17 protein-coding genes are annotated in these 23,284 nt (G+C 59.5%); 14 read left to right on the plus strand and 3 right to left on the minus strand.

Translation table 11 applies throughout. The features are described from left to right. Positions 1-125: 125 nt before the first annotated feature. From ruvC to AAAX75_RS05115, 5 genes are all read left to right on the plus strand, one after another. Positions 126-647, plus strand: coding sequence for a crossover junction endodeoxyribonuclease RuvC (gene ruvC / locus AAAX75_RS05095; RefSeq protein ID WP_035137351.1), 522 nt, complete (start codon positions 126-128; stop codon positions 645-647). Next, positions 647-1,267 (plus strand): Holliday junction branch migration protein RuvA, encoded by a 621-nt coding sequence (gene ruvA, locus AAAX75_RS05100; protein WP_055310211.1) that lies wholly within the window; start codon positions 647-649, stop codon positions 1,265-1,267. The genes ruvC and ruvA overlap by 1 nt, the downstream gene beginning before the upstream one ends. Beyond that, positions 1,267-2,334, plus strand: coding sequence for a Holliday junction branch migration DNA helicase RuvB (ruvB, locus tag AAAX75_RS05105; protein ID WP_117769533.1), 1,068 nt, complete (start codon positions 1,267-1,269; stop codon positions 2,332-2,334). The genes ruvA and ruvB overlap by 1 nt, the downstream gene beginning before the upstream one ends. A 144-nt stretch (positions 2,335-2,478) precedes the next feature. Further along, positions 2,479-4,146 carry a formate--tetrahydrofolate ligase gene (locus AAAX75_RS05110; RefSeq protein WP_347483834.1) on the plus strand — a complete coding sequence of 556 codons (1,668 nt, stop codon included), beginning with the start codon at positions 2,479-2,481 and terminating at the stop codon, positions 4,144-4,146. A gap of 179 nt (positions 4,147-4,325) precedes the next feature. Further along, positions 4,326-5,312: a hypothetical protein gene (locus tag AAAX75_RS05115; RefSeq protein WP_347478890.1), complete on the plus strand. Its 987-nt coding sequence runs from the start codon at positions 4,326-4,328 to the stop codon at positions 5,310-5,312. Between the two features lie 12 nt (positions 5,313-5,324). Here the strand turns inward: AAAX75_RS05115 and AAAX75_RS05120 are convergent, their stop codons facing one another. Then, entirely contained in the window at positions 5,325-6,506 is a 1,182-nt protein-coding gene (locus AAAX75_RS05120; RefSeq protein WP_349091302.1) for a cation diffusion facilitator family transporter, read from the minus strand. 218 nt (positions 6,507-6,724) lie between these two features. On the opposite strand from AAAX75_RS05120, the gene AAAX75_RS05125 reads away from it, so the two are divergent. The 3 genes from AAAX75_RS05125 to AAAX75_RS05135 all read left to right on the plus strand — a co-directional run bounded on the left by AAAX75_RS05125 (position 6,725) and on the right by AAAX75_RS05135 (position 9,540). Then, complete coding sequence (locus tag AAAX75_RS05125) at positions 6,725-8,062, plus strand: hypothetical protein (RefSeq protein WP_347478889.1); 1,338 nt, start codon at positions 6,725-6,727, stop codon at positions 8,060-8,062. A 115-nt stretch (positions 8,063-8,177) separates the two neighbouring features. After that, entirely contained in the window at positions 8,178-8,645 is a 468-nt protein-coding gene (locus AAAX75_RS05130; protein WP_347478887.1) for an SHOCT domain-containing protein, read from the plus strand. A gap of 625 nt (positions 8,646-9,270) precedes the next feature. Further along, positions 9,271-9,540, plus strand: a complete 270-nt coding sequence (locus AAAX75_RS05135) for a hypothetical protein (protein ID WP_346978928.1) — start codon at positions 9,271-9,273, stop codon at positions 9,538-9,540. 94 nt (positions 9,541-9,634) lie between these two features. Here the strand turns inward: AAAX75_RS05135 and AAAX75_RS05140 are convergent, their stop codons facing one another. Together AAAX75_RS05140 and AAAX75_RS05145 are read right to left on the minus strand one after the other, a co-directional pair. Continuing rightward, positions 9,635-12,118, minus strand: a complete 2,484-nt coding sequence (locus tag AAAX75_RS05140; RefSeq protein ID WP_349091303.1) for a phosphatidylinositol-specific phospholipase C — start codon at positions 12,116-12,118, stop codon at positions 9,635-9,637. Positions 12,119-12,423: 305 nt separating this feature from the next. Further along, positions 12,424-13,017 carry a hypothetical protein gene (locus AAAX75_RS05145; RefSeq protein ID WP_346978925.1) on the minus strand — a complete coding sequence of 198 codons (594 nt, stop codon included), beginning with the start codon at positions 13,015-13,017 and terminating at the stop codon, positions 12,424-12,426. A 460-nt stretch (positions 13,018-13,477) separates the two neighbouring features. On the opposite strand from AAAX75_RS05145, the gene AAAX75_RS05150 reads away from it, so the two are divergent. The 6 genes from AAAX75_RS05150 to AAAX75_RS05175 all read left to right on the plus strand — a co-directional run bounded on the left by AAAX75_RS05150 (position 13,478) and on the right by AAAX75_RS05175 (position 23,276). Then, complete coding sequence (locus AAAX75_RS05150) at positions 13,478-14,110, plus strand: cyclodeaminase/cyclohydrolase family protein (protein WP_346978923.1); 633 nt, start codon at positions 13,478-13,480, stop codon at positions 14,108-14,110. A 2-nt stretch (positions 14,111-14,112) separates the two neighbouring features. Continuing rightward, entirely contained in the window at positions 14,113-14,967 is an 855-nt protein-coding gene (locus AAAX75_RS05155; protein ID WP_347478883.1) for a bifunctional 5,10-methylenetetrahydrofolate dehydrogenase/5,10-methenyltetrahydrofolate cyclohydrolase, read from the plus strand. 352 nt (positions 14,968-15,319) lie between these two features. After that, a complete protein-coding gene (locus tag AAAX75_RS05160; protein WP_347478881.1) occupies positions 15,320-16,843 on the plus strand; it encodes a C69 family dipeptidase in 1,524 nt (507 codons plus the stop codon). A gap of 99 nt (positions 16,844-16,942) precedes the next feature. Then, a complete protein-coding gene (locus tag AAAX75_RS05165; protein WP_347478879.1) occupies positions 16,943-17,359 on the plus strand; it encodes a hypothetical protein in 417 nt (138 codons plus the stop codon). An 8-nt stretch (positions 17,360-17,367) separates the two neighbouring features. Next, positions 17,368-19,131 (plus strand): lipopolysaccharide core heptose(II) kinase RfaY, encoded by a 1,764-nt coding sequence (locus AAAX75_RS05170; protein WP_347478878.1) that lies wholly within the window; start codon positions 17,368-17,370, stop codon positions 19,129-19,131. A gap of 431 nt (positions 19,132-19,562) precedes the next feature. After that, complete coding sequence (locus AAAX75_RS05175) at positions 19,563-23,276, plus strand: DUF4430 domain-containing protein (protein ID WP_349091305.1); 3,714 nt, start codon at positions 19,563-19,565, stop codon at positions 23,274-23,276. Positions 23,277-23,284 lie beyond the last annotated feature (8 nt).

Genomic DNA, 23,284 nt, shown 5'->3' on the forward strand with positions numbered 1-23,284 from the left:
ATTCGCTCCCAGCCCCGATACTTCAACTAAGCATTTCGGCCCCGTTGTGTTATTCTAGAACAGACGTTCGTGAATGATGCGCGGGGCCTTGTCTTGCGCTGTGCTTGTGGCGAGGGGAGGTCGGCTTGGTCATTTTGGGTATCGACCCCGGTTTGGCCCATACGGGTTGGGGGATTATCGAGGAGCGGCGCGGCGAGGTTCGCTGCCGTGCCTACGGCTGCATCGAGACCAGTGCCGGAAGTCCGCTCGCGGTGCGCCTGTCGCATATCGCCCGCGACCTCAAGGGTGTCGTGGAGCGTTATCGACCCGATACCGCTGCTATCGAGAGCATTTACTTTGGTGCTAACGTTCGCTCGGCAATTCCTACGGCGCATGCCCGCGGGGCTGCACTCGTGGCGCTGTCGGAATGCGCGCTCGAGATTGGCGAATACACGCCCATGCAGATCAAGCAGGCTGTGGTGGGCACCGGCGCCGCGGACAAGCGGCAGGTCGCCTACATGGTACGCACGCTAACGCAGCTCGACCACGACCCGCATCCCGACCATGCCGCCGATGCCCTGGCTTGCGCCATCTGCCACGTAAACCTCAGCCGCACCCGCGCCCTTACCGGTGGCGAGTTCTATCAACAGAGAGGAACCGGATACTGATGATTTCCCAGCTCCACGGAACGCTTGTCGAGGCCACGATGAGCTCTGCTGTCGTCGATGTGTCGGGCGTTGGCTTTGAGCTCGGCATTTCGGGCAGCACTGCGGCCACGTTGCCGACGCCCGGTGGCGAGGTCCGCCTCTACACGCGTATGCAGGTGCGCGAGGACGCCATGACACTTTTCGGTTTTTCCTCAAAGGATGAGCGCACGATGTTCGACCGGCTCGTGTCCGTTTCGGGCGTTGGCCCGCGCCTGGCGCTTGCCGTGCTTTCCACCTATACCGTGGGGCAGCTGTATTCGCTGGTGATGGCCGAGGACGACAAGGGCATGGCCAAGGTACCCGGTGTGGGCAAAAAGACAGCTCAGCGCCTGATCCTGGAACTCAAGAGCACCTTTGCCAAGGATAAGGGCTTTGTGCCGGTCGACGTGATTCCCGGACAGGTTGCGATGCCCGTGCCCGCTGCCGCTCCCTCGGCGATCGATGATGCCCGTGCGGCGCTCCTTTCCATGGGCTTTAGCCCGCAGGAGACCGATGTTGCCCTGAGCGGGTATGATGGGCAGAATATGCGTGTCGAGGATCTGCTCGGCGCGGCGCTTAAGCGACTCGGAATGGATGCGTGATGTGGGAAGCCGATGACTCTCAGGACCTGTGGGCGACGCCCGGCAACTCGCCGGCGGCATCCATGGCGCACGGCGAGCGCATGGTGGGCTCGGAGCTGACGGCCGAGGACCTCGATGTCGACCGCACTTTGCGCCCCCAGCGCCTGGACGATTACTGTGGTCAGGAGCACATCAAGCAGAGCCTGCGCGTGTTGATCGAAGCGGCGCAGAGCCGTGGCGAGACGCTCGACCACGTGATCTTCTCGGGTCCTCCGGGCCTGGGCAAGACCACGCTGGCCACCGTTATCGCCAACGAGCTGGGCGCTCAGATCAAGACCACGAGTGGCCCTGCCATCGCGCGCACGGGTGACCTGGCGGCCATCCTTACTAACTTGCAGCCGGGTGATGTGCTGTTTATCGACGAGATCCACCGCCTCAACCGTTCGGTCGAGGAGGTCCTGTACCCCGCGATGGAGGACTTTGCCCTCGATATCGTGATTGGCAAGGGTCCGGCGGCGCGCTCGATTCGCCTGGATATTCCCAAGTTTACGCTGGTAGCGGCAACGACCCGCTCAGGCATGTTGACCGGCCCGTTGCGCGACCGCTTTGGCATTTCGTATCGCCTGGATTACTACACGGTCGAGGAGCTCGCGCAGATTGTGACGCGCTCGGCGACTATCCTGGGCGTGACGATCGACCATCCCAGTGCACTCGAGATCGGCTCGCGTTCGCGCGGCACGCCACGTCTTGCCAACCGCCTTCTCAAGCGCGTGCGCGATTACGCACAGGTGCGTGGCAGCGGCCCTATCGAGCTCGATATCTGCCGCCAGGCGCTCGAGTTTTTCGAGATCGACGAGCTCGGTCTGGACTGGATGGATATTCGTATCTTGGAGACGCTTGCCAAGACGTTCTCCGGCCGTGCTGTAGGCCTGACGACCCTTGCCAGTGCGGTGGGCGAGGACCCGGGCACGCTCGAGGATGTCTATGAGCCCTATTTGCTGCAGTGCGGGTTGATGATTCGTACGCCGCAGGGCCGTCAGGCAACCCTTCGCACCTTTGAGCACCTGGGGATTGAACCTACCGTTTAGGGCGCTTTGTTTTGGCGGGCTGTTGGACTATCGCTGGGCATCGGGTAAACATATCGCCGTTCATCGGTTATGGGCGTTTTACTATTGCGCGCCCGTGCTATGCTGAATTGGTCTTTTTCTCATTCGGTAACGAAAGGACCGCCCATGCCTACTGACATCGAAATCGCACGTTCTGTCACGCCACTGCCTATTACCGAGGTGGCCAAGAACGCCGGCGTCGACGTTAAGCACCTTATTCCGTACGGCTTCGACAAGGCTAAGGTCGACTATTCACTGCTCAACGAGCCGACTGATCACCAGGCCAAGCTCGTCCTCGTGACCGCTATCAACCCAACGCCCGCGGGCGAGGGCAAGACCACCACGACCATCGGTCTGGCCGACGGCCTGCGTCGTCGCGGCGTCAAGAGTGCCGTTGCCCTGCGCGAGCCTTCGCTCGGCCCCGTCTTTGGCGTTAAGGGCGGTGCTGCCGGCGGCGGCTGGGCTCAGGTCATCCCCATGGAGGATATCAACCTGCACTTTACCGGCGACTTCCACGCTATCGGTGCCGCCAATAACCTGCTGGCCGCCATGCTTGATAACCACATCCAGCAGGGCAATCAGCTCGGTATTGACGTTAAGCGCATCACTTGGAAGCGCGTCGTCGATATGAACGACCGTCAGCTGCGCCACGTCATCGACGGCATTGGCGGTAAGGCCCAGGGCGTGCCGCGCGAGGACGGCTTCGATATCACCGTCGCCTCCGAGGTCATGGCAATCCTGTGCCTGTCTACGAGCATCAGCGACCTCAAGGAACGCTTGGGTGAGATTGTCGTCGGCTATAGCTTTGCCGGCGAGCCCGTCCGTGCCCGCGACCTCAAGGCCCAGGGTGCCATGGCCGCGTTGCTTAAGGACGCGCTCAAGCCCAACCTGGTGCAAACGCTCGAGGGCACGCCCGCGTTTGTCCACGGCGGTCCCTTCGCCAATATCGCCCACGGCTGCAACTCCATCATGGCCACGCGTATGGCGATGCGCTTTGGCGATGTTGCCATTACCGAGGCCGGCTTCGGTGCCGATCTGGGTGCCGAGAAGTTCCTCGACATCAAGTGCCGCATGACGGGCGTTCGCCCCAGCGCCGTCGTGATCGTCGCTACCGCTCGTGCGCTTAAGTACAACGGTGGCGTCGCCAAGGCCGACCTCAACGAGGAGAACCTCGAAGCACTCAAGGCTGGCATGCCCAACCTGCTGCGTCACGTCGACAACATCCAGAACGTTTATGGTCTGCCCTGCGTGGTCGCCATCAACCGCTTCCCGACGGACACCGAGGCCGAGCTTGCGCTCATCGAGTCCGAGTGCCAGAAGCTCGGCGTCAGCGTTAAGCTTTCCGAGGTCTGGGCCAAGGGCGGCGAGGGCGCGCTCGACCTGGCCGATGAGGTCATGCGTCTGATTGAGCAGCCGAGCGAGCTCAAGTTTGCCTACGAGGACGGCGCCGATGTGGCCGACGCCCTCGAGGCCGTTGCCACCAAGGTCTACCGCGCCGACGGCGTCGACTTTACGCCGGCTGCCAAGCGCCAGCTCGCCGAGCTGCGCGAGAACGGCTTTGGCAACCTGCCGGTGTGCGTGGCCAAGACGCAGTACAGCTTTAGCGACAACGCCAAGGCGCTGGGCGCTCCCGAGGGCTTCCACATCACCGTGCGCGAGCTCAAGGTTTCCGCCGGTGCCCACTTTGTGGTCGCGCTGACCGGCAGCGTTCTGACCATGCCCGGCCTGCCCAAGGTTCCCGCGGCCGAGAACATCGACGTCGACAACGACGGCAACATCACCGGCCTGTTCTAAGCCTGCTGCTCATAGCCGCTTGCCCGCCCCGCCGTGCCCACAAGGCCCGGCGGGGCTTTTTGATCCTTAGGACCGCGCATGTCTTGTAGATACCGACGGACTCTGCCCATCATAGGCTTTTGCGCGGGTAGAATGCATGGATAACTTGAGACTCACGCGCGACGGAAAGGAATCGTTGCATGGATCAGGACAAGACAACCGTGATGGGCGGCTACGGTTCCGCGCAGGCTGGCGATAGCGCCGATGCGACCCGCGTTGTTCCCAACCCCGGTTATACCGACCCCGCCGCGACGCAGCCTTCTGCCGAGCCCACCCGGGTTATGGGCTATGGCGACACGGCGCAGGATTCTTACGCTGCATCTTCGCAAGGCCCCTATGGCAACGCAGCTCCGGATCCGTTTGATTACGCGCCGCAGGATTCTTATGCTGCCTCGACGCCGAATCCCTATGACAACCTGCCGCAAAATCCCATTCCGCAGCCTCAGCAGACGACGTATATGCCTCGCACGGCGCAGCCTCGCTACGAGTCGCGCGAGCCGTATCGCGAGTACCCCAAGTCGATTCCGCAATATGGCGAGGACGAGGAGAAGAAGCCGTCGCGTTCGTCGAGCGTGATCAAGAAGATCCTCATCGTGCTGGCGATTTTCTTTGCCTTGTCGGTCGTGTTCGCCATCGTGTCGGGCATGCTCAACAAGCGGGGCGCCACGACCGATGCCACGACCGAGCAGGCCGAGACCACCCAGTCTGCTGCCGTCGACCTGAGCGATATCCCGGGACAGTACTGGTCCAACGCCAAGAAGCTCCTCAAGTCACGCGGAGCCGACCTTTCGAACGCCGTGATCCTGACCGACGATGGCTCAACGCCCGTCATCGATTCCAACTGGGTTGTTACGAATGCCTACTATAACGACAACGGCAACCTGGAGATTCAGCTCACGCACAAGAACAGCTATGGCAACTCGTCCGGCGGCCAAAGCGGTACCGACAGCTCGAGCTCCAATACGCTGGAGGATTTGAGCAACAAGGCACAGGAGTTGGGAGACAAGGCACAAGAGCTGGGCGATACAGCCCAAAACCTCGGCGATACTGCTCAGAATCTGGGCGATATGGCTACCAATGCCTGGGACGCGCTGCAAAACGGCATCTCGGGCGCGCAGGGAAACTAGCTGTTAAGCAGGCTACAGTTGCTCGGCCGGACGGTCGGGCGAGCTAAAGCCCGAATCAAAGGTGACGACGCATGAGGCATCGGGTCGGCGCTCGTGCACGATGCGCGTGACGAGCCCCAGCAGCTCCTCGTCGGATATGTCAAAGCCGTCGGGACGCACCAGGTCAAACGAAACGAACCCGTCGTGCTCGTGCAGGTCGTGGATGGAGAGCGCGGGATCGATCTGCATGACGCCGCGCTTGACCCAGCCGCGCAAGTCATCGCCGGTTGTCGCGATGGGGTCGCAGTGCAGTGTGATACCAATGCCCATCTGGCGCTTGATGTCGTGCTCGATGGTGTCCAGAATCTCGTGGTGCTCAAACGCGTCGCCCTCGCCGGGCATCTCCACGTGGGCGCTGGCAAACTGACGACCGGGGCCGTAGTCGTGCACCATGAGGTCGTGTGTGCCCAAGACCTGCGGATAGGACATGATCGTGTCGCGGATTGCCTGGACGAGCTTGGGGTCGGGCGCTTGCCCCAGCAACGGGCTGATGGCGTCGCGCACCAGGCCCAGGCCGCTGATGCAGATGAAGATGCCCACACCCAGGCCTGCCCAGCCATCGAGATCAAAGCCGGTCGTCTGCGAAATAAGCGCCGCCACCAAGACCGAGCCCGAGGTGATGACGTCGTTTTTGGAGTCCTGCGCCGTGGCGATGAGCGTTTCGGAGTCGATGCGATCGCCCAGCGTGCGGTTGAACGCTGCCATCCAGAATTTGACGAGCATGGACAGAACAAGGGCAGCCATGGAGAGCGCCGAATACACGGTGGGCGAGGGCTTGATGATCTTGGTGACCGACTCGAGGATTAGGTTGATGCCGACGGCACAAACCAGGACGGCGACAAACAGACCAGCCAGGTACTCGTAGCGGCCGTGGCCGTAAGGGTGGCCCTCGTCTGCCGGGCGGCTGGCAAGGCGGAACCCGAGCAGGCTCACGATGTTGCTCGAGGCATCGGAGAGGTTGTTGAAAGCGTCGGCGATGAGGGAGACGGAACCGGCGAGCAGGCCCGCGATGCCCTTGGCCAGGCACAGGGTGATGTTGAGGCCAATGCAGATGAGGCTTGCGGCAAAACCCGCGTTGGTGCGGCAAGATGCATCGACCGGCTCGTCCTCGCCGCCGGGAACAAGCGTATGTACCAGCCGATTTACAAATAGCATAGCGGTCGTCCTCACAATCATGTTTAAGGGGATAGTGTAGCTCGCGCGGGGGCGCCGTGCACCGATGCTCAGAAAATGCAGCAATAGTCTGCCGGTGCTAACGAGCGAGCCTTCTTGTCTGCCTGGGTGGTCCATTTTGGGCCACATGGGTATGGGCATGTGCCTGTTTGCTCGACATACTTAATGTCGACAGCCCCTGTGCAAAGGAGGACGTTTCCATGGACGAGATGTTTGCCATTAAATGTCAAAACTGCGGCGGCCCTATGTACTCGCACCAAGCTAAGCGCAGCTTTGAGTGCGCCTATTGCGGCACGGTCGTTCCGTGGCAGGCGGACGCCGGAGAGCCCAAGAGCGCTTTGGGTATTCGCCATACGCCGTTGACGGTGGTGGATGGACTGCTCAAACTCACGCATGTGTCGCAACTCGAGCGCCCGGAGGACCCGGACTGGTATTTCTTCAACGCGCACTGGCGCAATCAGTCGGTCCTGGAACATCTGCTGTGGGAGGATCGCGGCACGGCGCAAGAGTTCCAAGAGGTCACGCATGTGAGCATTCCTTGCCCCTTCTGCGGGGCGTCCTTTGAGGGCGAGTCAACGCAGCGCGTGTTTGAGTGCCCGTCCTGCGGCAACAAGATCGGCATTGCCGACCTGCTCAAGCCCGGTACCTTCAGCAAGCGTCTGACCATGGGCGTGGGTGCAGAGTATGTGCCGGAGCAGGGCATTCCCTGCGAAATCTCGCCGCAGCAGGCACGTGCCAACGCACTGCAGCTGGTGCGCCAGTATGCGGAATCCTTTGCCGGGCACGACGTGGAAGATGCGATCCAAAACGACATGATGCTCTTCTATTTCCCCATGGCGCTGGCGGACCTGCGCATGATGGCGTCCTTCCCGGGCAAGGGCCTGAGCAAGGAGACCTTGGTGTACTACGAGGTGCTCGACTGGGCATATCCCAGGGCAAACTACCTGGACGTTCGCCTCATGGGCATTTTGGAGCCGTGGGACTTTGCCAAGGTTGGGCCGTTTGACCCGGCCATGCAGGAAGGTGACTTTCGCGTTGTCTCCGTCGATGCGTCTACCAAGGACCAGGTGGTTATTGATAAGTTGGCGCTCGACGTTGCGGGCAACGACGCCGAGGCGGTGCTGGGATTCAATAAAAAGAGCATCCGCACGTGGGCACGCAAGGCCCGCAAGCACAAGGACGGCTTGGTTATGGTGCCGGTGTACTTTGTCGATCGTCCTGCCTCGGATAGTCGCGATGGAGAACAGGTGCGCATCGCCGTGAACGGCCAGACGGGCCGCGCGGCTGCGGTGGTGTTTAGTGACAAGCGCGAGACGCATGTGGTGGCACCGCTCAATCCCAACGTGATGCTGTCGAGCGAAAGCACCGTGCACGCCACGCCCATCGAGGTCAAATACGTTAAATCGCCGTTCCTATACCAGATCGTACGCCGTGGAGGCTGCGAGCAACCGCGCCAGGTTGCAGCCGCCGTCGAGGGTTCCTACCGAGAGGAGAAGCCCAAACGTCGCGGCCTGCTGGGTGCGCTATTTGGGAAGTAGGGGAGTGGCGCCGGGGTGTCGGGCTGCATCACAAGGTCATTAGATGAATTTAAAAGTGCTGGGAACGTGCTAACATTGCCGATAGCCTTAATCTTGTAGAAGCGGAGGCCGGATTATGGGTTTTGCGGATCAGCAGCTTCAGATTCAGGTACCGTATTCTCCTGACGACACGTTTAATGCCTTGAAGGCAGCTATGGAAAAGCTACCTAAAGTAAAAGTTGATAGCGCATCGCCCACAACAAGAACAGTTGCAGCCGAGATTGGTATGAGCCTTTGGTCCTGGGGTGAAAATATCAGTATTTCGGTTGTTCCAGTTGAAGGCGGATCTGGCGTTACTGTCATCTCGTCATCTAAGGTTAGGGCAAACGTATTAAACGGGGGCAAAAATGCAAAGAATATTGCCGAGATAGTCGATGCCCTATCGAAGGAGCTCGAGCAGTATCCGCAGGTCTCACAGACTATTGAGACGCTGGTGGATAGTGGTGATGTAGCTGCAAGGCTCGAGAGGCTTGCAGCGCTGCGTGAAAGTGGAGTACTTACCGAGGAAGAGTTTGCTGCAGAAAAGGCGAAAATTCTTTCGTAATTAGACACGATGGTTGGATTTGCATTCTGGTATTGAACTTGTTTATACCAGGCTGAAAACATCGTGTGGAATAAAAGTGCGCAGTAGCCTCGCCTTATACAGCAATAGGGACCTCTTTTGGGCGCCCTGCCTTTGGTGCGTCGGCGAGTCGTGCCTCGATGGAAGCTTTGGACACCATTCACTTGGTGCCATCCTTCCATGAATCCAACAGCCCTGCATTTATCAGTTGCGATACCCGCGCTGAGCTAACACCGAGTATACGCGCGGCATTCGCTGCGGTGACGGCGGGGATGTCGGCGAGTTCGCGGCTGACGGCTACGGCGATAATCTTGCCGCCGTGTCGCGGCTCATGTCCGAAGTCTGGCGCGGGAAGTTCAATGCCGTCCGAATCAAAGAACTCGAATTCCCATGCGTAAACCAGGTAAGACCTCCTCTAATGGCGAATAATACGAGGCGTACTCCTAGAAGCATTGCCAGTCGCATCGATGCGGCTGATCATGCCTATCTTAAAGCCTCGCGCGGACTCGAATTTCAATGTCGCCTAGCGCCTTCGTGCAGGATTCCCGAAGTGACTAAAATGTGACCATAGAGGCAGTTTTAACTCTAACCATGGGGAGCGATGTGTATGGACAACAACACTTTGCTATTCCAGGGTAAGGGTTCGGGCAGGTTTAAAGACGTCAAGATCTACCCTAATCGCATTGAGGTACTCAAGAAGGGCACTTTCGGCGGCAAGCACACCGAGATTGTCTACCTTAAGGACATCACGGGGGTCAGCAGGATCAAGGGCCGCGACGTTTTTCTGCGCAACAGGCTGTTGACTGCCTGTGTCTTTAGCCTGAGCAGCCGCTCCCAGGCTCAGGAATTCGTCAACGTGCTGAACATAGTGATGTAGCCTATGGCGGCGTTCGGGCCAAGGTAAAAATCGGGGGCACAGAACGGTGTCCTACGCTCCCGATTGAGTCGATGTGTTTAAAAGGCCGGCTTGCCTATTCGCTAGCGCCTTCGCTGTCTTCGCGGTCACTGGCAAGCTTTGCCGCGCCAGCGACCGTTGTCGCCACGGCGGCAGCGGCGAGCCCGGCGGCGATACCAGAGCCGTCGCCCGTGTCGGCGAGTTTTCCGCCCGAGTCCTTGCTCTTGTTGCCGCCGCCGTTCTTGTCGGCGCCGTCTGCGTTGGAACCCGTGCCGCTGCCGGTGCCGCCTGCACTGCCCGAGGCCGCTACGGTAAAGCTTACGGCTCCATCGCTGGCGAGCATGTAGTTCTGTGCCGCGTCGCCCAAAAGGTCTTTCGCGCGCACCCAGTACGTCCCTGCGGCAAATGTTTCGCCCTCGGCCATTGCCGTGCCCGGAGCGCCGTTCGCGTCGTGCACAAACTCGAGCTGGGCCGTGCAGGCATCGGTTTCGAGCTTGCCCTCGAGTGATGCCGCAATCTTGGCGCGCACGTCTTCGCCGGCCTTAAGGCCTTCGAGTCCCTCAAAATGGGGCGTCAGCGCGCGTCGATCGATATCGATGGGCACAGAGCCCTGCAGCCCCGTAACGGTCTCGTTGCCCAGGGCGTCGACATCCACGTATTCGATGGCAAACGCGCTGCCAGAAGCGGCCACGTTGAGTACGTTGCTGCTGTCGACAAGGCGGAAATGGCCCTCGCCAACGGTCTTGCCATCTTGGAGCGAGGCATCGCTCAGCGAGTCTCCATACGTCATGTGCATGCGGTCCGGGAGGCAGCATGAAACTGTTGGCTTGTGCTTCGCGTCGTAATTGCGTTGGTAGATGCTCCGGGCCAGTGCCGAATCGACAAAGTCGGACGCGATAATGCCAACGTGCTTGAGGCAATCTGACTTTGTTTTATCGCTGCCGCTGGGATTGATGTACTGGCTCTTGTACAGATGCTCGTTGACCACTCGCGCCGCGGTAAAAGGATTGCTTCCTTGTTTGTAATTCGTGCAACTGGTGTAGTTGATAGACCAGCAGCGTTCCAGGACTTGCACCTTGGCGCCATCATTGTCCTCGACGTCCACCTTGTTGCGCGTGAGATTGGTCGTCTCTCGCAGCGCCATATCGACCCAGCTAATCTTGTCGGTTCCGGTGCATTCAAAATGGTCCTGGGCGTATACCTTGGTGCAATAGGGCTCTTTGTCGCCCGCATTGCCCGTAGTCTCAAAGCCTCGCGCGTCTTGGACGAGGCACATCGACTGCCCGGAATGCGCCTTGATTTTGTCGTCCCATTGGGTGAGATCGAGGCCCCACGTGTGGCTGCTTACGCTGTTGCCGGCGAGTACAAATCGACGCAGCAGGACGATCTTTCCGCGCACCTCGTTCAGTGTGGGGATTCGGCTCGACGTGTAGAACAGATCGGGATTATCGTGCATAACCTTGGCGAAAGCCGTCGTAACGCTTTCGTCGGTAGCCTCGTCGTTGCCTCGTGACGCAAGCATGATGAGCGCTTCTGACGGGTTTTCGTTCAAAAATGTTTTGAAGTAACCGATGACATCGGAGAGATGCATAAAGCCCCCGTCTTTTTTGAGCAGGTAGCATCTTCCATGGTCGATACCGGGGTCGCCGTTCTCGTCGTTCCTTCCGAGTCGGATATCAAAATAGCGAATGCCTTCGAGCAACTGCGTCGGGATGTAATCCTGCTGGCACTTTGCTTGTGAGGATTGGGGCTCGGTGTCGTTGTCCACGCTGCAGGTGCCCGAATCATGCGTGCCCGGGATACTCAGCTCGTCGAGGTACTTGTTGTCGTCGACGTATTTCATCCAGCATGGTCCGTCGACGTAGCTGCTATACGTGGTCCAGTCGATACTTCTAACTGTGGTATTGATCTTGCCCATGTCGTAACCGACAAGTTCTAGCTCCCACGGAATGCTCTTACTCTTATGGCAGATCTTATTGTTGTCCTGGTCTTTGCCGTCCGATTCTATTGCCAGGTACTTAATGTCTTTTTTCTCGGTTTCTTTCTCGACCGTGCGGTCTCGAATGATATAGGTTCCGTTTGATTGACGTTCGAACGCAAAAGCGCGGCTGGGCTTGTTGTCATACTCGCCGCCCCATACGTGGATGACCTTTCCATCTTTGTCCGAGTCGTCGTCGACCGACCAAATGCTGTAGCCCGTCTTTTTATGCTCTTCGAAATTGAGCAAGGTGCGGATAGCATACCAGTTTGTATCGTCATTCTTGGTCGTTGCGTTCTCAAGGATGAGCTTGCTGGACGTGCCGTCGTTAAACAGGTGGCAGACGTTGCCGCGAACGTTGCCGTCTTGGTTGACGCTCGCGGTGCGAAAATAGCCCGCGGGGCGAAGGCGAATGACGAAATTGTCGAGGCTGTCCGACGGTGCGGGTGTGTTGTCTGCAAATGCCGTTCGCAGGGGAATGCCCGGCGCTGCGGTTTCAGGCAGGCTTGCAAGTGGTGACAACGCCGCAAGCCCTAGGCCCAGCGTAAACGCTCGGCGGCTGATGGCATGGTGTTCGGTCATATCTCCTCCGTTCGCAGGGTGCGGTTATGCACTTGTTTTGGTCACTATACTGCCCAGATGTTTAAAGACGCCGGTTTAAATTGCCTGCGCGGCGCTATAAATCGGCGGGCGGACGTGTTGGGGCACTTGTCTATTTGTGTTGTTATCACGTCTGGGATGGTTTTGGAGCCCGGCATCCTGCGTTCGTCGGCTACCGGCATAAGAATGGGGAGGGTCGGCTTACCGGCCCTCCCTGGGTACGAAGCGCTGGGATACCGTCGCTTGTTTGCACTGCGTCCGTGTTTCCCGTTGTGCTCGCCAGTCGCTTAGCGCTTGATCTCGATATCCTCGAGCTTGACGTCCATGGCCTCGGTCTTGGCCTTGGCGATGTCGTCGGCAAACTCCAGAGACTTCATCATGGTCTCGACGGCGTCCTTGTGCTCCTCGACATTGTCGATACGTACGTACACACTGCCGCCGTCAACGTCAGTGAAGTACTCGGTCGTCACGCCGCCCGAGTGCGTAAAGTAGGCGCTGCGCCAGGTCTTGCCGTTGTACTTAACGGGATCGCTCTCGGTCCATCCGGAGTTGGCCTTCCACTTTGCCTCGTAGTCAAACAGTTCATCGGCGTTCTTGTCAGGATCGAAGACGGGGATGAAGCGGTCGCTGGCATGCTCGCTCTCGGTGAACTTAAACTGGGCCCTGTCGGCGGTATCGCCTGCGACGTCCGTGATTTCGACGCCCTCGGGGACTTCGACCTTAAACCAAATGAAGTCGGTCCTCATATCCACGGCTGGCTTTTCCGCGCCGCCGTCACCGCCACTGCCGGTAGCGTCGCCGTTTCCGCCACAACCCACCAGGGCAACCGCGGCAAAGAGACTGATGCAGAGGGTGAGAATCGCAAAGGCCTTCTTTTTCATGGTCGTGTCCTCCTCGATCTGTAACCGCCCATGGATTACCTGCCTTTACTGTACGCGCGGACGGCTCGCTAGGGTGGGCCATGTGTCCCATTCTGGGGGCTGGAATTGCGCCGACAAGTGGCAATATGTGCGGTCGCAAAAGAGGGGAGGGCCGATGCTGTCGGCCCTCCCCGGGGTGAGGTGCCCGTTGATTTAATGGGGCGCGCGTGCGTGGGCGTTGCCCCAACAGGTTCCTTGTTTATAGATATGCCTCAGTTTTTGACGTCCGGAAGTCTCGAAAGGTGGGCCATGTGTCCCATGTTTGCGGTGCCGAGGCCTATCGTTCGTCATAGAAATCCGCGATGGCCAGGTGCGCTGACGCTCATGTACTTATGGGCTAGACTTAGCACCATTATGTGATTGATGCGGTCGGTCGGCGGTTGCCACCCGACCGATGTATATGACTTGAAGGTGCGTGCGTATGAGCCAAGAGATGATGGATAAAACATGTCGAGAGTTTGCCGAGGCGCTTGCCGCACGCGAGCCGGTTCCCGGCGGCGGTAGCGCGAGCGCCTTTGTAGGTGCACTGGGCGCCTCGCTTTGCGGGATGGTTGCTCGCTATGGGGCGACAAACCCTGCGCTTGCCGATCGCGCAGACGATCTGACGCGCGCGTTTGCCCAGGCGGATGAGTTGGCGCAGGAACTTGTGGGTCTGGTCGCCGAGGACGTTCGTGCGTACGGCCAGGTGTCCGCGGCGTACGGTATTCCGCGTGACGATCCGACTCGAGCGACCGCGATTCAGGATGCGCTGCATGTGGCCGCTCTGCCGCCGTATCGCATTATGGATGCCTGCGGGCGTGCGCTGGCGCTGCTCGAGGACATGGCCGACAAGGGTTCGCGTCAACTGCTGTCCGATGTGGCGTGCGGCGCCGTGTTCTGCCGTGCCGCTATGCAGGGCGCGAGCTTGACGCTCTTTGCGAACACCACGTCTATGAAGGATCGCGCTCGTGCTAAGGAGCTCGAGACGGCGTGTGATGAGTTGCTCGACACATGGTTGCCGCGCGCCGATGCGCTGGCGCGCCGCGCCTCCGACGCTGCAAGGAAGAGAGGATAGCCATGGCTGAACTGCTGAAGGGTGCTCCCGTTGCTCGCGCTTTGACTGAGGAACTTGCTGCTCGCTGCGCAGCCCTGCGCGAGCGGGGCGTTGTTCCGACGTTGGCTATCGTGCGTGTAGGTGAACGCGAGGACGACCTATCCTACGAGCGCGGTGCGCTCAAGCGCTGCGAAAAAGTGGGGATTGAGGCTCGTCGCGTTTTGCTTTCTGCCGATGTTTCGCAGGACGAGCTGTTGACGGCCATCGAGGACATCAATACCGATTCGGCTGTTCATGGCTGTTTGATGTTCCGCCCGCTGCCCGCCGGCCTTGACGAGAACGCCGTCGCCGCAGCGCTCGATCCCGCCAAGGACGTTGACTCCATGACGCCGGCTTCGCTGCTCACCACGCTTTCGGGGCGCGGCGAGGGTTTTGCCCCCTGCACAGCCGAAGCCGTGCTGGCTTTGCTGGATCATTACGGCGTTGAGCTGGATGGAGCTAAGGTTGCTGTGGTCGGGCGCTCGCTGGTGATCGGGCGTCCCGTTGCCGCCGCACTTACGGCTCGCAATGCCACGGTGACGACGTGCCATACGCATACACGCGATCTTGCTGCCGAGTGCCGTTCTGCCGATATCGTTGTTGCGGCCGTTGGACGCGCGAGCACGATTGGCGCGGATGCCGTTCGCGAGGGCCAGACGATCATTGATGTTGGCATTAACTGGGACGAGGCTGCTGGCAAGCTGGTCGGGGACATCGATTTTGATGCTGCGGAGCCGGTCGTTAACGCCATCACGCCCGTGCCGGGCGGCGTGGGGGCTGTGACCACCGCGATTCTCGCCAAACACGTGATTGAGGCGGCGGAGCGCGCATCGAAATAGACGTTTGGGCTGTTTGAGGGGTTAGTTCTATACCCCGTGGACAAAAAATGCCAAATATGAGTACTGTTGCCAAGATAGTCACATATATTTTAGGTTAATTTGGCTCTCTAACGATATTTATTATCGATAGAAGCCTATTTTATTGGACCTATGGGGAAGTACATCATCTAATTTTTGAACAAATGTAGACTTTCGACACCCATGCGTAGCAAAATTGCTGTTACTAAATTAGTGACAGTACTCATATTTGGCATTTTTTGACCACAGGGGTTGCCAGCGCCGTGGTTTCGCCCTTTCTGCGCCGAAGCGATACACTGTTGCCGTTTGATTTCTTCGCTCAAGGAGGATGCGCATGCCGTGCACAACGATTCTGGTCGGTAAAAACGCAAGCTACGACGGGTCGACCCTGGTCGCGCGTAACGAGGACTCGTCCAACGGGGTGTTTGAGCCCAAACGTATACGCGTGGTGCATCCCGACGAGCAGCCGCGCGTCTACACAAGCGTCCTGAGCCACCTGACCGTTGAACTGCCCAATAACCCCATGCGCTACACGAGCGTCCCCGATGTTGTCCCGGGCCACGGCATCTGGGCCGAGGCCGGTTTCAACGAGCTCAATGTGGGCATGTCCGCAACCGAGACGCTCACCACCAACGAGCGCGTCCGCGGTGCCGACCCGCTCGTCGACTACGTACCCGCCAAGGGCAACGAGGGTGAGGACGGCTATGTGCCGGCGCAACCTGGTGGCCTGGGCGAGGAGGATATGGTGACCCTGGTCCTGCCGTACGCCAAGTCCGCCCGCGACGGCGTTCGTATCCTGGGCGACCTGCTCGAGCGCTACGGCACCTACGAGAACAACGGCATCGCCTTTAGTGACGTGGACGAGATCTGGTGGCTCGAGACCATCGGCGGCCACCACTGGATCGCCAAGCGTGTGCCTGATGACGCCTATGTGACCATGCCCAACCAGCTGGGTATCGACAGCTTTGACCTAGACGACGCCGAGGGCGCCCAGACCGACCACATGTGCTCGGCCGACCTGCGCTCCTGGATGGCCGAGTGGCATCTGGACCTGACGTTGGGCGTCGAGGGCGACGGTCCGGCAACGGTCTTTAACCCGCGCGAGGCCTTTGGCTCGCACAGCGACAGCGACCATGTCTACAACACGCCGCGCGCCTGGTACATGCAGCGCTGCCTCAACCCCGGCGACGTGTGGGACGGCCCCGACGCCGACTACACGCCCGAGAGCGACGATATCCCCTGGAGCCGCGTGCCCGAGCGTAAGGTGACCATCGAGGACATCAAGTACGTGCTTTCGAGCCACTACCAGGGCACGGAGTACGACTGTTACGGCAGCAAGGGCACGCCCGCCACGCGCGGCGCCTATCGCCCCATCGGCATCAATCGCAACAGCCAGCTCGCCGTGCTGCAGCTGCGCCCCTATGCGCAGCCGGCCTACCGTGCCGTGCAGTGGATGGCCTTTGGCTCCAACTCGTTTAACGCGCTGGTTCCGCTGTACGCCAACGTCGAGACCATGCCCGAGTACTATGCCGACACGCAGGCTCGCGTGACGTCCGAAAACTTCTACTGGGCCAACCGCCTGATCGGCGCCCTGGCTGACGTCCGTTTCCATGAGTGCGGCCGCGCTGTGGAGGACTACCAGGAGAAGGTCGGCGGCATGGGCCACAAGCAGATTCACGACGTTGACGCTGTCGTAGCCGCGCTGCCCGAGGCCGAGGTGCCTGCCGAGCTCGCCCGCGCCAACGAGGCCTTTGCCGAGCTCGTGCGCGTGGAGACCGATGCCCTGTTGGGCAAGGTGCTCTACACCACGAGCTGCGCCATGAAGAACTCTTTCGCGATGAACGACAACGTGAGGTAGGGATTTCCCGTCGATTGAATAGCGCTAAAACGCTTTGTCGCTTTCGCTCAATCTTGGGTACAAGAACGCCAATGCAGTTGTTTGTGATTGGAGACAACCATGGTTATGAAACTCGATCAGCTTGTTAACGGCGCCATTAACGTGGGCTTTGGCGCTGCCGCCGTTGCTGTCGAAGGCGGCAAGAAGGTTCTCGACGACCTTAATACCAAGGGCGAGCAGGTTCGCAAGGACGCCGGCGCTCCCGATATCGCCCGCAGTGTGTCCGACATGTTCGAGCAGGCCGGCGGTACCATCTCCGATCTGACCGAGCGTCTGGGCATGCAGGGCGAGACCGCGGCCCAGCGCGTGCTCGATGAGCTCATCCTTGCTCGCGTCCGCGTTATGACCGCGTCCGAGCGCACGGCCTTCCTGGCCCACGTGCGCGACATCGTCGATTCGGTCGAGGACAACGTGACCTCGGTGCCCGTCGAGTCCGTTGAGCCCGACGATGCGAAGGATACCGAAGAGGCCGAGTAGCAGCGCAGATGGCAGATTCCACCACCGATTACAACAAACTAGATCCCCTGGGTGACGAGGCGGCGGTTGTCGATGAGGTCGACGCCGCCGTCTCGGGCGCTCGCAAGAAGCCGCGCGCTGTCGATATGGTGCCCGAGGAGCCCGACGCGATGGCGCCGGACGAGGAATACCAGCTCACGCCGGCGGGTCGCCGCGAGCGTATCGGGCAGATTGTTCGCCTGGTTAAAAAGTACCGCGTGTGGGATAACCTCACGCCGGTTCGTTTGCGCCGCCTGCTCGAGGAACTCGGCCCCATGTTCGTCAAGATGGGGCAGATTCTGGCCAACCGGTCCGAGATTCTGCCGCAACGCTTTTGCGATGAGCTGCGCCGCTTGCGCTCCGACGTGGAGCCGGTGCCGTACGAGGTAGTGCTCCGCTGCTTGGAAGAGGAATACGGCCTGCGCCTGGGGGAGATGTTCGATGCGATCGACCCCAATCCGCTTGGTAGCGCATCGCTCGCGCAGGTGCACCGCGCTCGTCTGGTGACGGGCGAGGACGTGGCCGTCAAGGTGCAGCGCCCCGGTGCGCAGCAGGTTATGGCACAGGACATCGATATCATCCGCTCGGTGGTGCGTATCGTTTCCAAGTTCGTCAATACCGATCAATTCGTTGACCTGCACGGCGTAGTCGAGGAGCTGTGGACCTCGTTTCGCGAGGAGACCAACTTTTTGGCCGAGGCCAAAAACCTCAACGACTTCTACGAGTTCCATAAGAGCGTTCATGGCGTGACGTGCCCTAAATCCTATCTGGACCTGTGCACCGAGCACGTGGTGGTCATGGATTACGTCGACGGCATTTCGATCGCCGATCCTGAACGCTTAGTGGCCGAGGGCTATGACTTGGAAAAGATCGGTGCCGCAATCGTCGAGGACTATTCGACGCAGGTGCTCGACGACGGCTTTTTCCATGCCGACCCGCATGCGGGAAACATCATCCTCAAAGACGGAATTGTCTACTTTATCGACTTGGGCATGGTCGGACGCATGTCGAGCCACGACCGTGGCATCGTCAAGGATATGATCTTTGCCGTGGCCGAGGGCGACGTGCCAAAGCTCAAGGATTCGCTCATGCGCTTTGCCGTGACGCGCGGCGATTCGGCCGAGCTTGACCATTCGGCCTTTTTGTCCGACTTGGACTTTATTGTTGCCGACTTTGCCGGGCTCGACCTTAAAGACCTGGATATCGGCGAGTTTTTGACCTCGCTGTTAAACCTCGCGCGCAAAAATGACGTTGAGCTGCCGAGCGTGGTGACGATGTTCGCCCGCGGCATGGTGACGCTCGAGGGCCTGTTGACCGAGTACATGCCCAACGTCAACATGATCCAAATCATCCAGACGCATATTAAAAACGAGAAAAGCACCTATGCGCGCATGCGCGAGATGAGCCGCGACTTTGCAGCGAGCAGTTATCGCGCGGCGAAGGGCTCGCTCGAGGCGGCCGAGTATCTGGGCTTGGCTTCGCGTATGCTTACGCGCGGCCAGCTTAAGGTGAACACGCAGATCATGAGCAGCGATAAGGCGCTGCGACAGCTAGGTGGGATTATCGACCGCATGTCGATGGCAATTGTGATCGCCGGTCTGTTTATCGGTTCGTCGGTGGTGTACTACGCGCGCATCGAGCCGGTTGTGTTTGGTATCCCGGTCATTGGCTTTATGGGCTACGTGAGCGCGCTGGTGCTGGCGCTTATGTTGGGCCGCAATATCTGGCTCAACAGTCACGGCGGCAAGCACTAGAGGCTGCGGCCGTCACCGCATTTTCCTATCGCAAACAATAGCTTTTACCTTGGGCTTCGCCTGCGTGCGAGGCCCTTTTGCGTGATACCATTTTGACGGTAATAATCGATGGCCTAGATGGTGGTGCGGAGACGCACGAATGCGCGGTTATCCTGCGCATTTGGGAGAATCGGGGTGCAAGTCCCCAGCTGTACCAGTAACCGTAATTCCTCTTGGCTCGGGATGCTCGCGTCGCAGATCGGACGACGTGCCCGAGTCGTTAAGGTTAAGTCGGATCGCCTCCCGTCTTGCATGCGGCTGCGGCTTTTGCCGCCGGTGTGCATAGGGCTCTGGAGGGAAGGGGGACCCCGATGGGGGAACTCGAGCGCAACATGCGCGATGACGTGGGGCAGTCTCAAGGCAACGCTCCAAGTGCAGACAGTAGGAGACAAATGGATATGTTTGAGGACGAGCGCCAGCGCGTCTCGCATCGCCGTGGCGCAATTGCGCGCGGCGTAGCCAAGCGCGGCCTGGTGGCATTCCTGGCCTTCGCGATGGCCTTTGGCACCACACCGGCTCAGCTGTGGGCCGAGGGCGCCGAGGGCATTGCCGAGGCTGTGGCTCAGACTGCGACGCCGGGCGAGGACGCAGCGCTTGCGGGCGGTACCGCTGAGCAGAGCGGCGCCGAGGTTTCGGATTCCGAGGGCGCGCCTGCAGCTAGTGCAGCCACAACAGAGGCAGCAACTGGCGACGAAGGCTCGGCGACGGGGGAGAGCCCTGCCACGAGCGAGCAGTCTTCGACGGCATCCGCTGGCCAAGTGGGATCTGCCGCCGCGGCTGCCGTTCAGACAGAGAACCCGACAGAAACCGGCGATGTTGCCAAGAAGCAGGTCGAGGTCTCGTTCTCGATTATCGGCACCGATGCTGACGGCAAGGCTCAGACCTGGGTGGCACCTACGCAGCTCAAGCTCGACGAGGGCGCGACGGCTGCGGATGCCTTCATTAAGCTGCAGGAGAAGACGGGCTTCAAGGCGAAGTACGATCCGAACACGGCATACGGTTTCTACCTCGAAAGCATCACATCCCCGAGCGATGGCCGCACGCTTGCCTACGATCCGACGACCTATGCCTACTGGCAGCTGTTCGTCGACGGCGCGTCTTCCTCGGTTGGCGCGAGCAGCGTCAAGCTCACCCAGGGGCAGAAGATTGAGTTTGCCTATACGGCTGGTAGCTCGTCCCCTGTCGTTAAGGACCAGGTTGCCGCAAATGTGACCGTCATTGGTCGCGATGCCCAGGGCAAGACTCAGACCTGGGTCGATAACGCGCAGTATGTGGTGACGTCCGGCTCGAGCGCACTTGACCTTACGAAGGTCGCGCTTGAGGCGAATGGCATCGACGCCGTTGCTGCGGGCTCCTTCATTCTGAGCCTTAAGTACAACGGTGTTGAACTGGGTACGCCCCAAGATTATTCGACCTATTGGCAGCTGTTCATCAACGGCAAGTCGAGTGACTATACGGCGGACAATGTCACCATCCATGTTGGCGATACCGTCACGTGGTTCTACGGTGGCTGGGGCGACCAGCTGCCCTCTGATTCCGTTCATGCTTCCGTTCAGGTGCTTGGTAAGGACAAGGACGGCAAGCAGCAGATTTGGGCTTCGACGGGCCAGACGAGTCTCAAGGCAGGCTCTACTGCCAAGGATCTCCTTGAGCAGACCGGCCTTACTCTCGATGCTGGCGAATCGTCTTGGGGCTGGTTCCTCAACGGCATTACTTCGCCGTTTGATGGTAAGTCCTATGGCTGGGATGCTGCGACCAAGAGCTATTGGCGCTTCTACGTAAATGGCAAGTTCGCCGACGTTGGCGCCGGTGCCTACAGGCTCCAGGAGGGTGACGCCGTCACCTTTATGTATGGTGCTGACGCCGATGTCCTCCCCGGTCAGGTGCTTGGATCCGCCGATGTTATCGGTCCCGATGTCAACGGGAACAATACGCGTTGGGGCACGGCAAGCAATGTTTCTCTGCCCGAAGGCTCCACGGCCCAGAACCTTATTGAGGCAGTTCTGAAGGCCAAGGGCGTTGCGTACGACGGCTCCCAGAGTGGTGAGTACTGGTTCCTGAATTCCATTACTTCGCCGTTCGATCACAAGCCGTATGGTTGGGATGCTGCGACCAATAAATATTGGCATCTGTATATCAACGGAGAGCCCTCCTTACTCTGCGCCAATCAGATTACGCTCAAGAGCGGCGATAAGGTCACGCTTGCCTATACCACCGATAATTCGCCCATGCCCGATCCCGACAAGATTGTCGTGGATCCGAGCGCGACGACTCCTGATTGGGATGCCGAGTGGGCCGGCTACGGCAACAGTGGCAACGGTTCGACCGTAACGGATGCCAAGACGCCTGCGCAGGCTTCCGGTCTTAAGTGGGCCTTCGATTGGAAGGCCGAGTCTGGTCAGCAGTATGCCAACTGCAGCGAACCTGTCATCGCCAACGGCTTTGTGTACATCGCGACCGAGAACGAGCTCATTAAGATTGATTCGTCCACGGGCAAAAAGGTTGCCTCTGCGCCGCTTGCCTCCAAGGTGAGCTATACCTCCCGTCCGATCTATACCAACGGCCTTATCATCGTTCCGCTCAACGGCGGTGCGGTCCAGGCGATTACTGCAGACAAGCTGATCTGCAAGTGGCTGACGCCTGGTTTGACGGACTTGACGCAGAGCTCCTGCACCGTCGTTTCGGACGGCGAGTACGTCTATGTAGGTACGGCTGATGGGAAGAAATACGTCAACGGTTCCTTTACGCGCATCAAGATCACCACAGGCGAAGTCTCTTGGCAGAACATCGACGCAGCTGAGGGCTATTATTGGACTGGCGCTGCCCTGACGGATAAGTACGCCATCGTCCCCACGAGCGCAGGTACGCTTAAGTGCATTGATAAGGCAACGGGCGATGTCGTTTCGACCATGAAGCTCGGCACCCTTGCGAACGCTGACTGCGTCGCCGATCCGTCCAATGGCTCGACCTTCTATCAGATGACGCACGACGGAAAGCTCCATGTGATTTCGCTTTCGGCGAAGGGCGTGCTGAGCGAGCAGAAGACGGTCGACCTGGGTCTTACGAATAACATGAGCGCCCCGGCGATGTCTGGCGACAACTTGATTGTCGGTGGGCAGACGGCTACTGGATCTGCTCTGGTTCTCTATAATCTGAAGACTGGTAAGACCACGATGGTCACCGCTGCTGACGGTAAAGAGCTACCGGCCGGATTTAACGGTATTGCTGCTACTCCGCTGGTGAGTGTTCAGGGTGGCAAGACCTATGTGTACTTCACCGTTAATAGCGCGGATAGCAAGGACTACGTCAGCTACTCTGCTGGTGGTGGGGTGTATCGCTATACGCTCGGCGATGCAGAGGCGACGCAGATTTATGATGCGGCTGGCCATTACCAGTACTGTGACTCTCCGGTCATTGCCGATGCATCTGGCAACCTGTACTACATCAATGACTCGGGCACGCTGTTCAAGCTTGGGGCCGTTGAGTCTTGGACGGTTGCCTTTAATTCCAACGGCGGGTCTGCTTGCGACACTAAGTTTGTTGCCACGGCCGATGGCAAGCTGGTCAAGCCGGCCGATCCGACGCGCGATGGCTACACTTTCGGCGGTTGGTATACCGATGAAGCCTGCACGCGGGCGTATGACTTCGCCACGCCGGTGACGGCCGATCTGACGCTGTATGCCAAGTGGACCAAGAATGCCGTTAACCCTGGCGGTAATGGCGGCGCAGGTTCGAATGGCGGCGGCGGTTCTGGTACCGGTACTGGTTCCGGCACTGGCGCTGGCACTGGCACGGGTTCCGGCTCCGGCTCGAAGGGCGGCGCTGTCGCCCCGGGTCATAAGCCGACGACCAAGACGACGGTGTCGACCAAGGCCGAGACCAAGGAAAACAAGTCCGACAAGAAGGATGAGAAGAAGTCTGACAAGAAGGACAACAAGTCCGACAAGAAGTCCGATACGGGTGCTGCTTCCACGACCACTGCTAAGAAGTCCTCTAGTGCTTCCGAGCAGGAGACTGGCACCAACCCGCTCGCCATTGTTGGCGTTGCCGCCGGCGTCATCGGTCTCGCCATCGTCGGCGTGTTCGTGTTCACCAAACGTCGGTAGGTGAGGGT

It is taken from the genome of Collinsella sp. CLA-ER-H7 (assembly GCF_040092345.1).
Classification (GTDB): Bacteria; Actinomycetota; Coriobacteriia; order Coriobacteriales; family Coriobacteriaceae; genus Collinsella.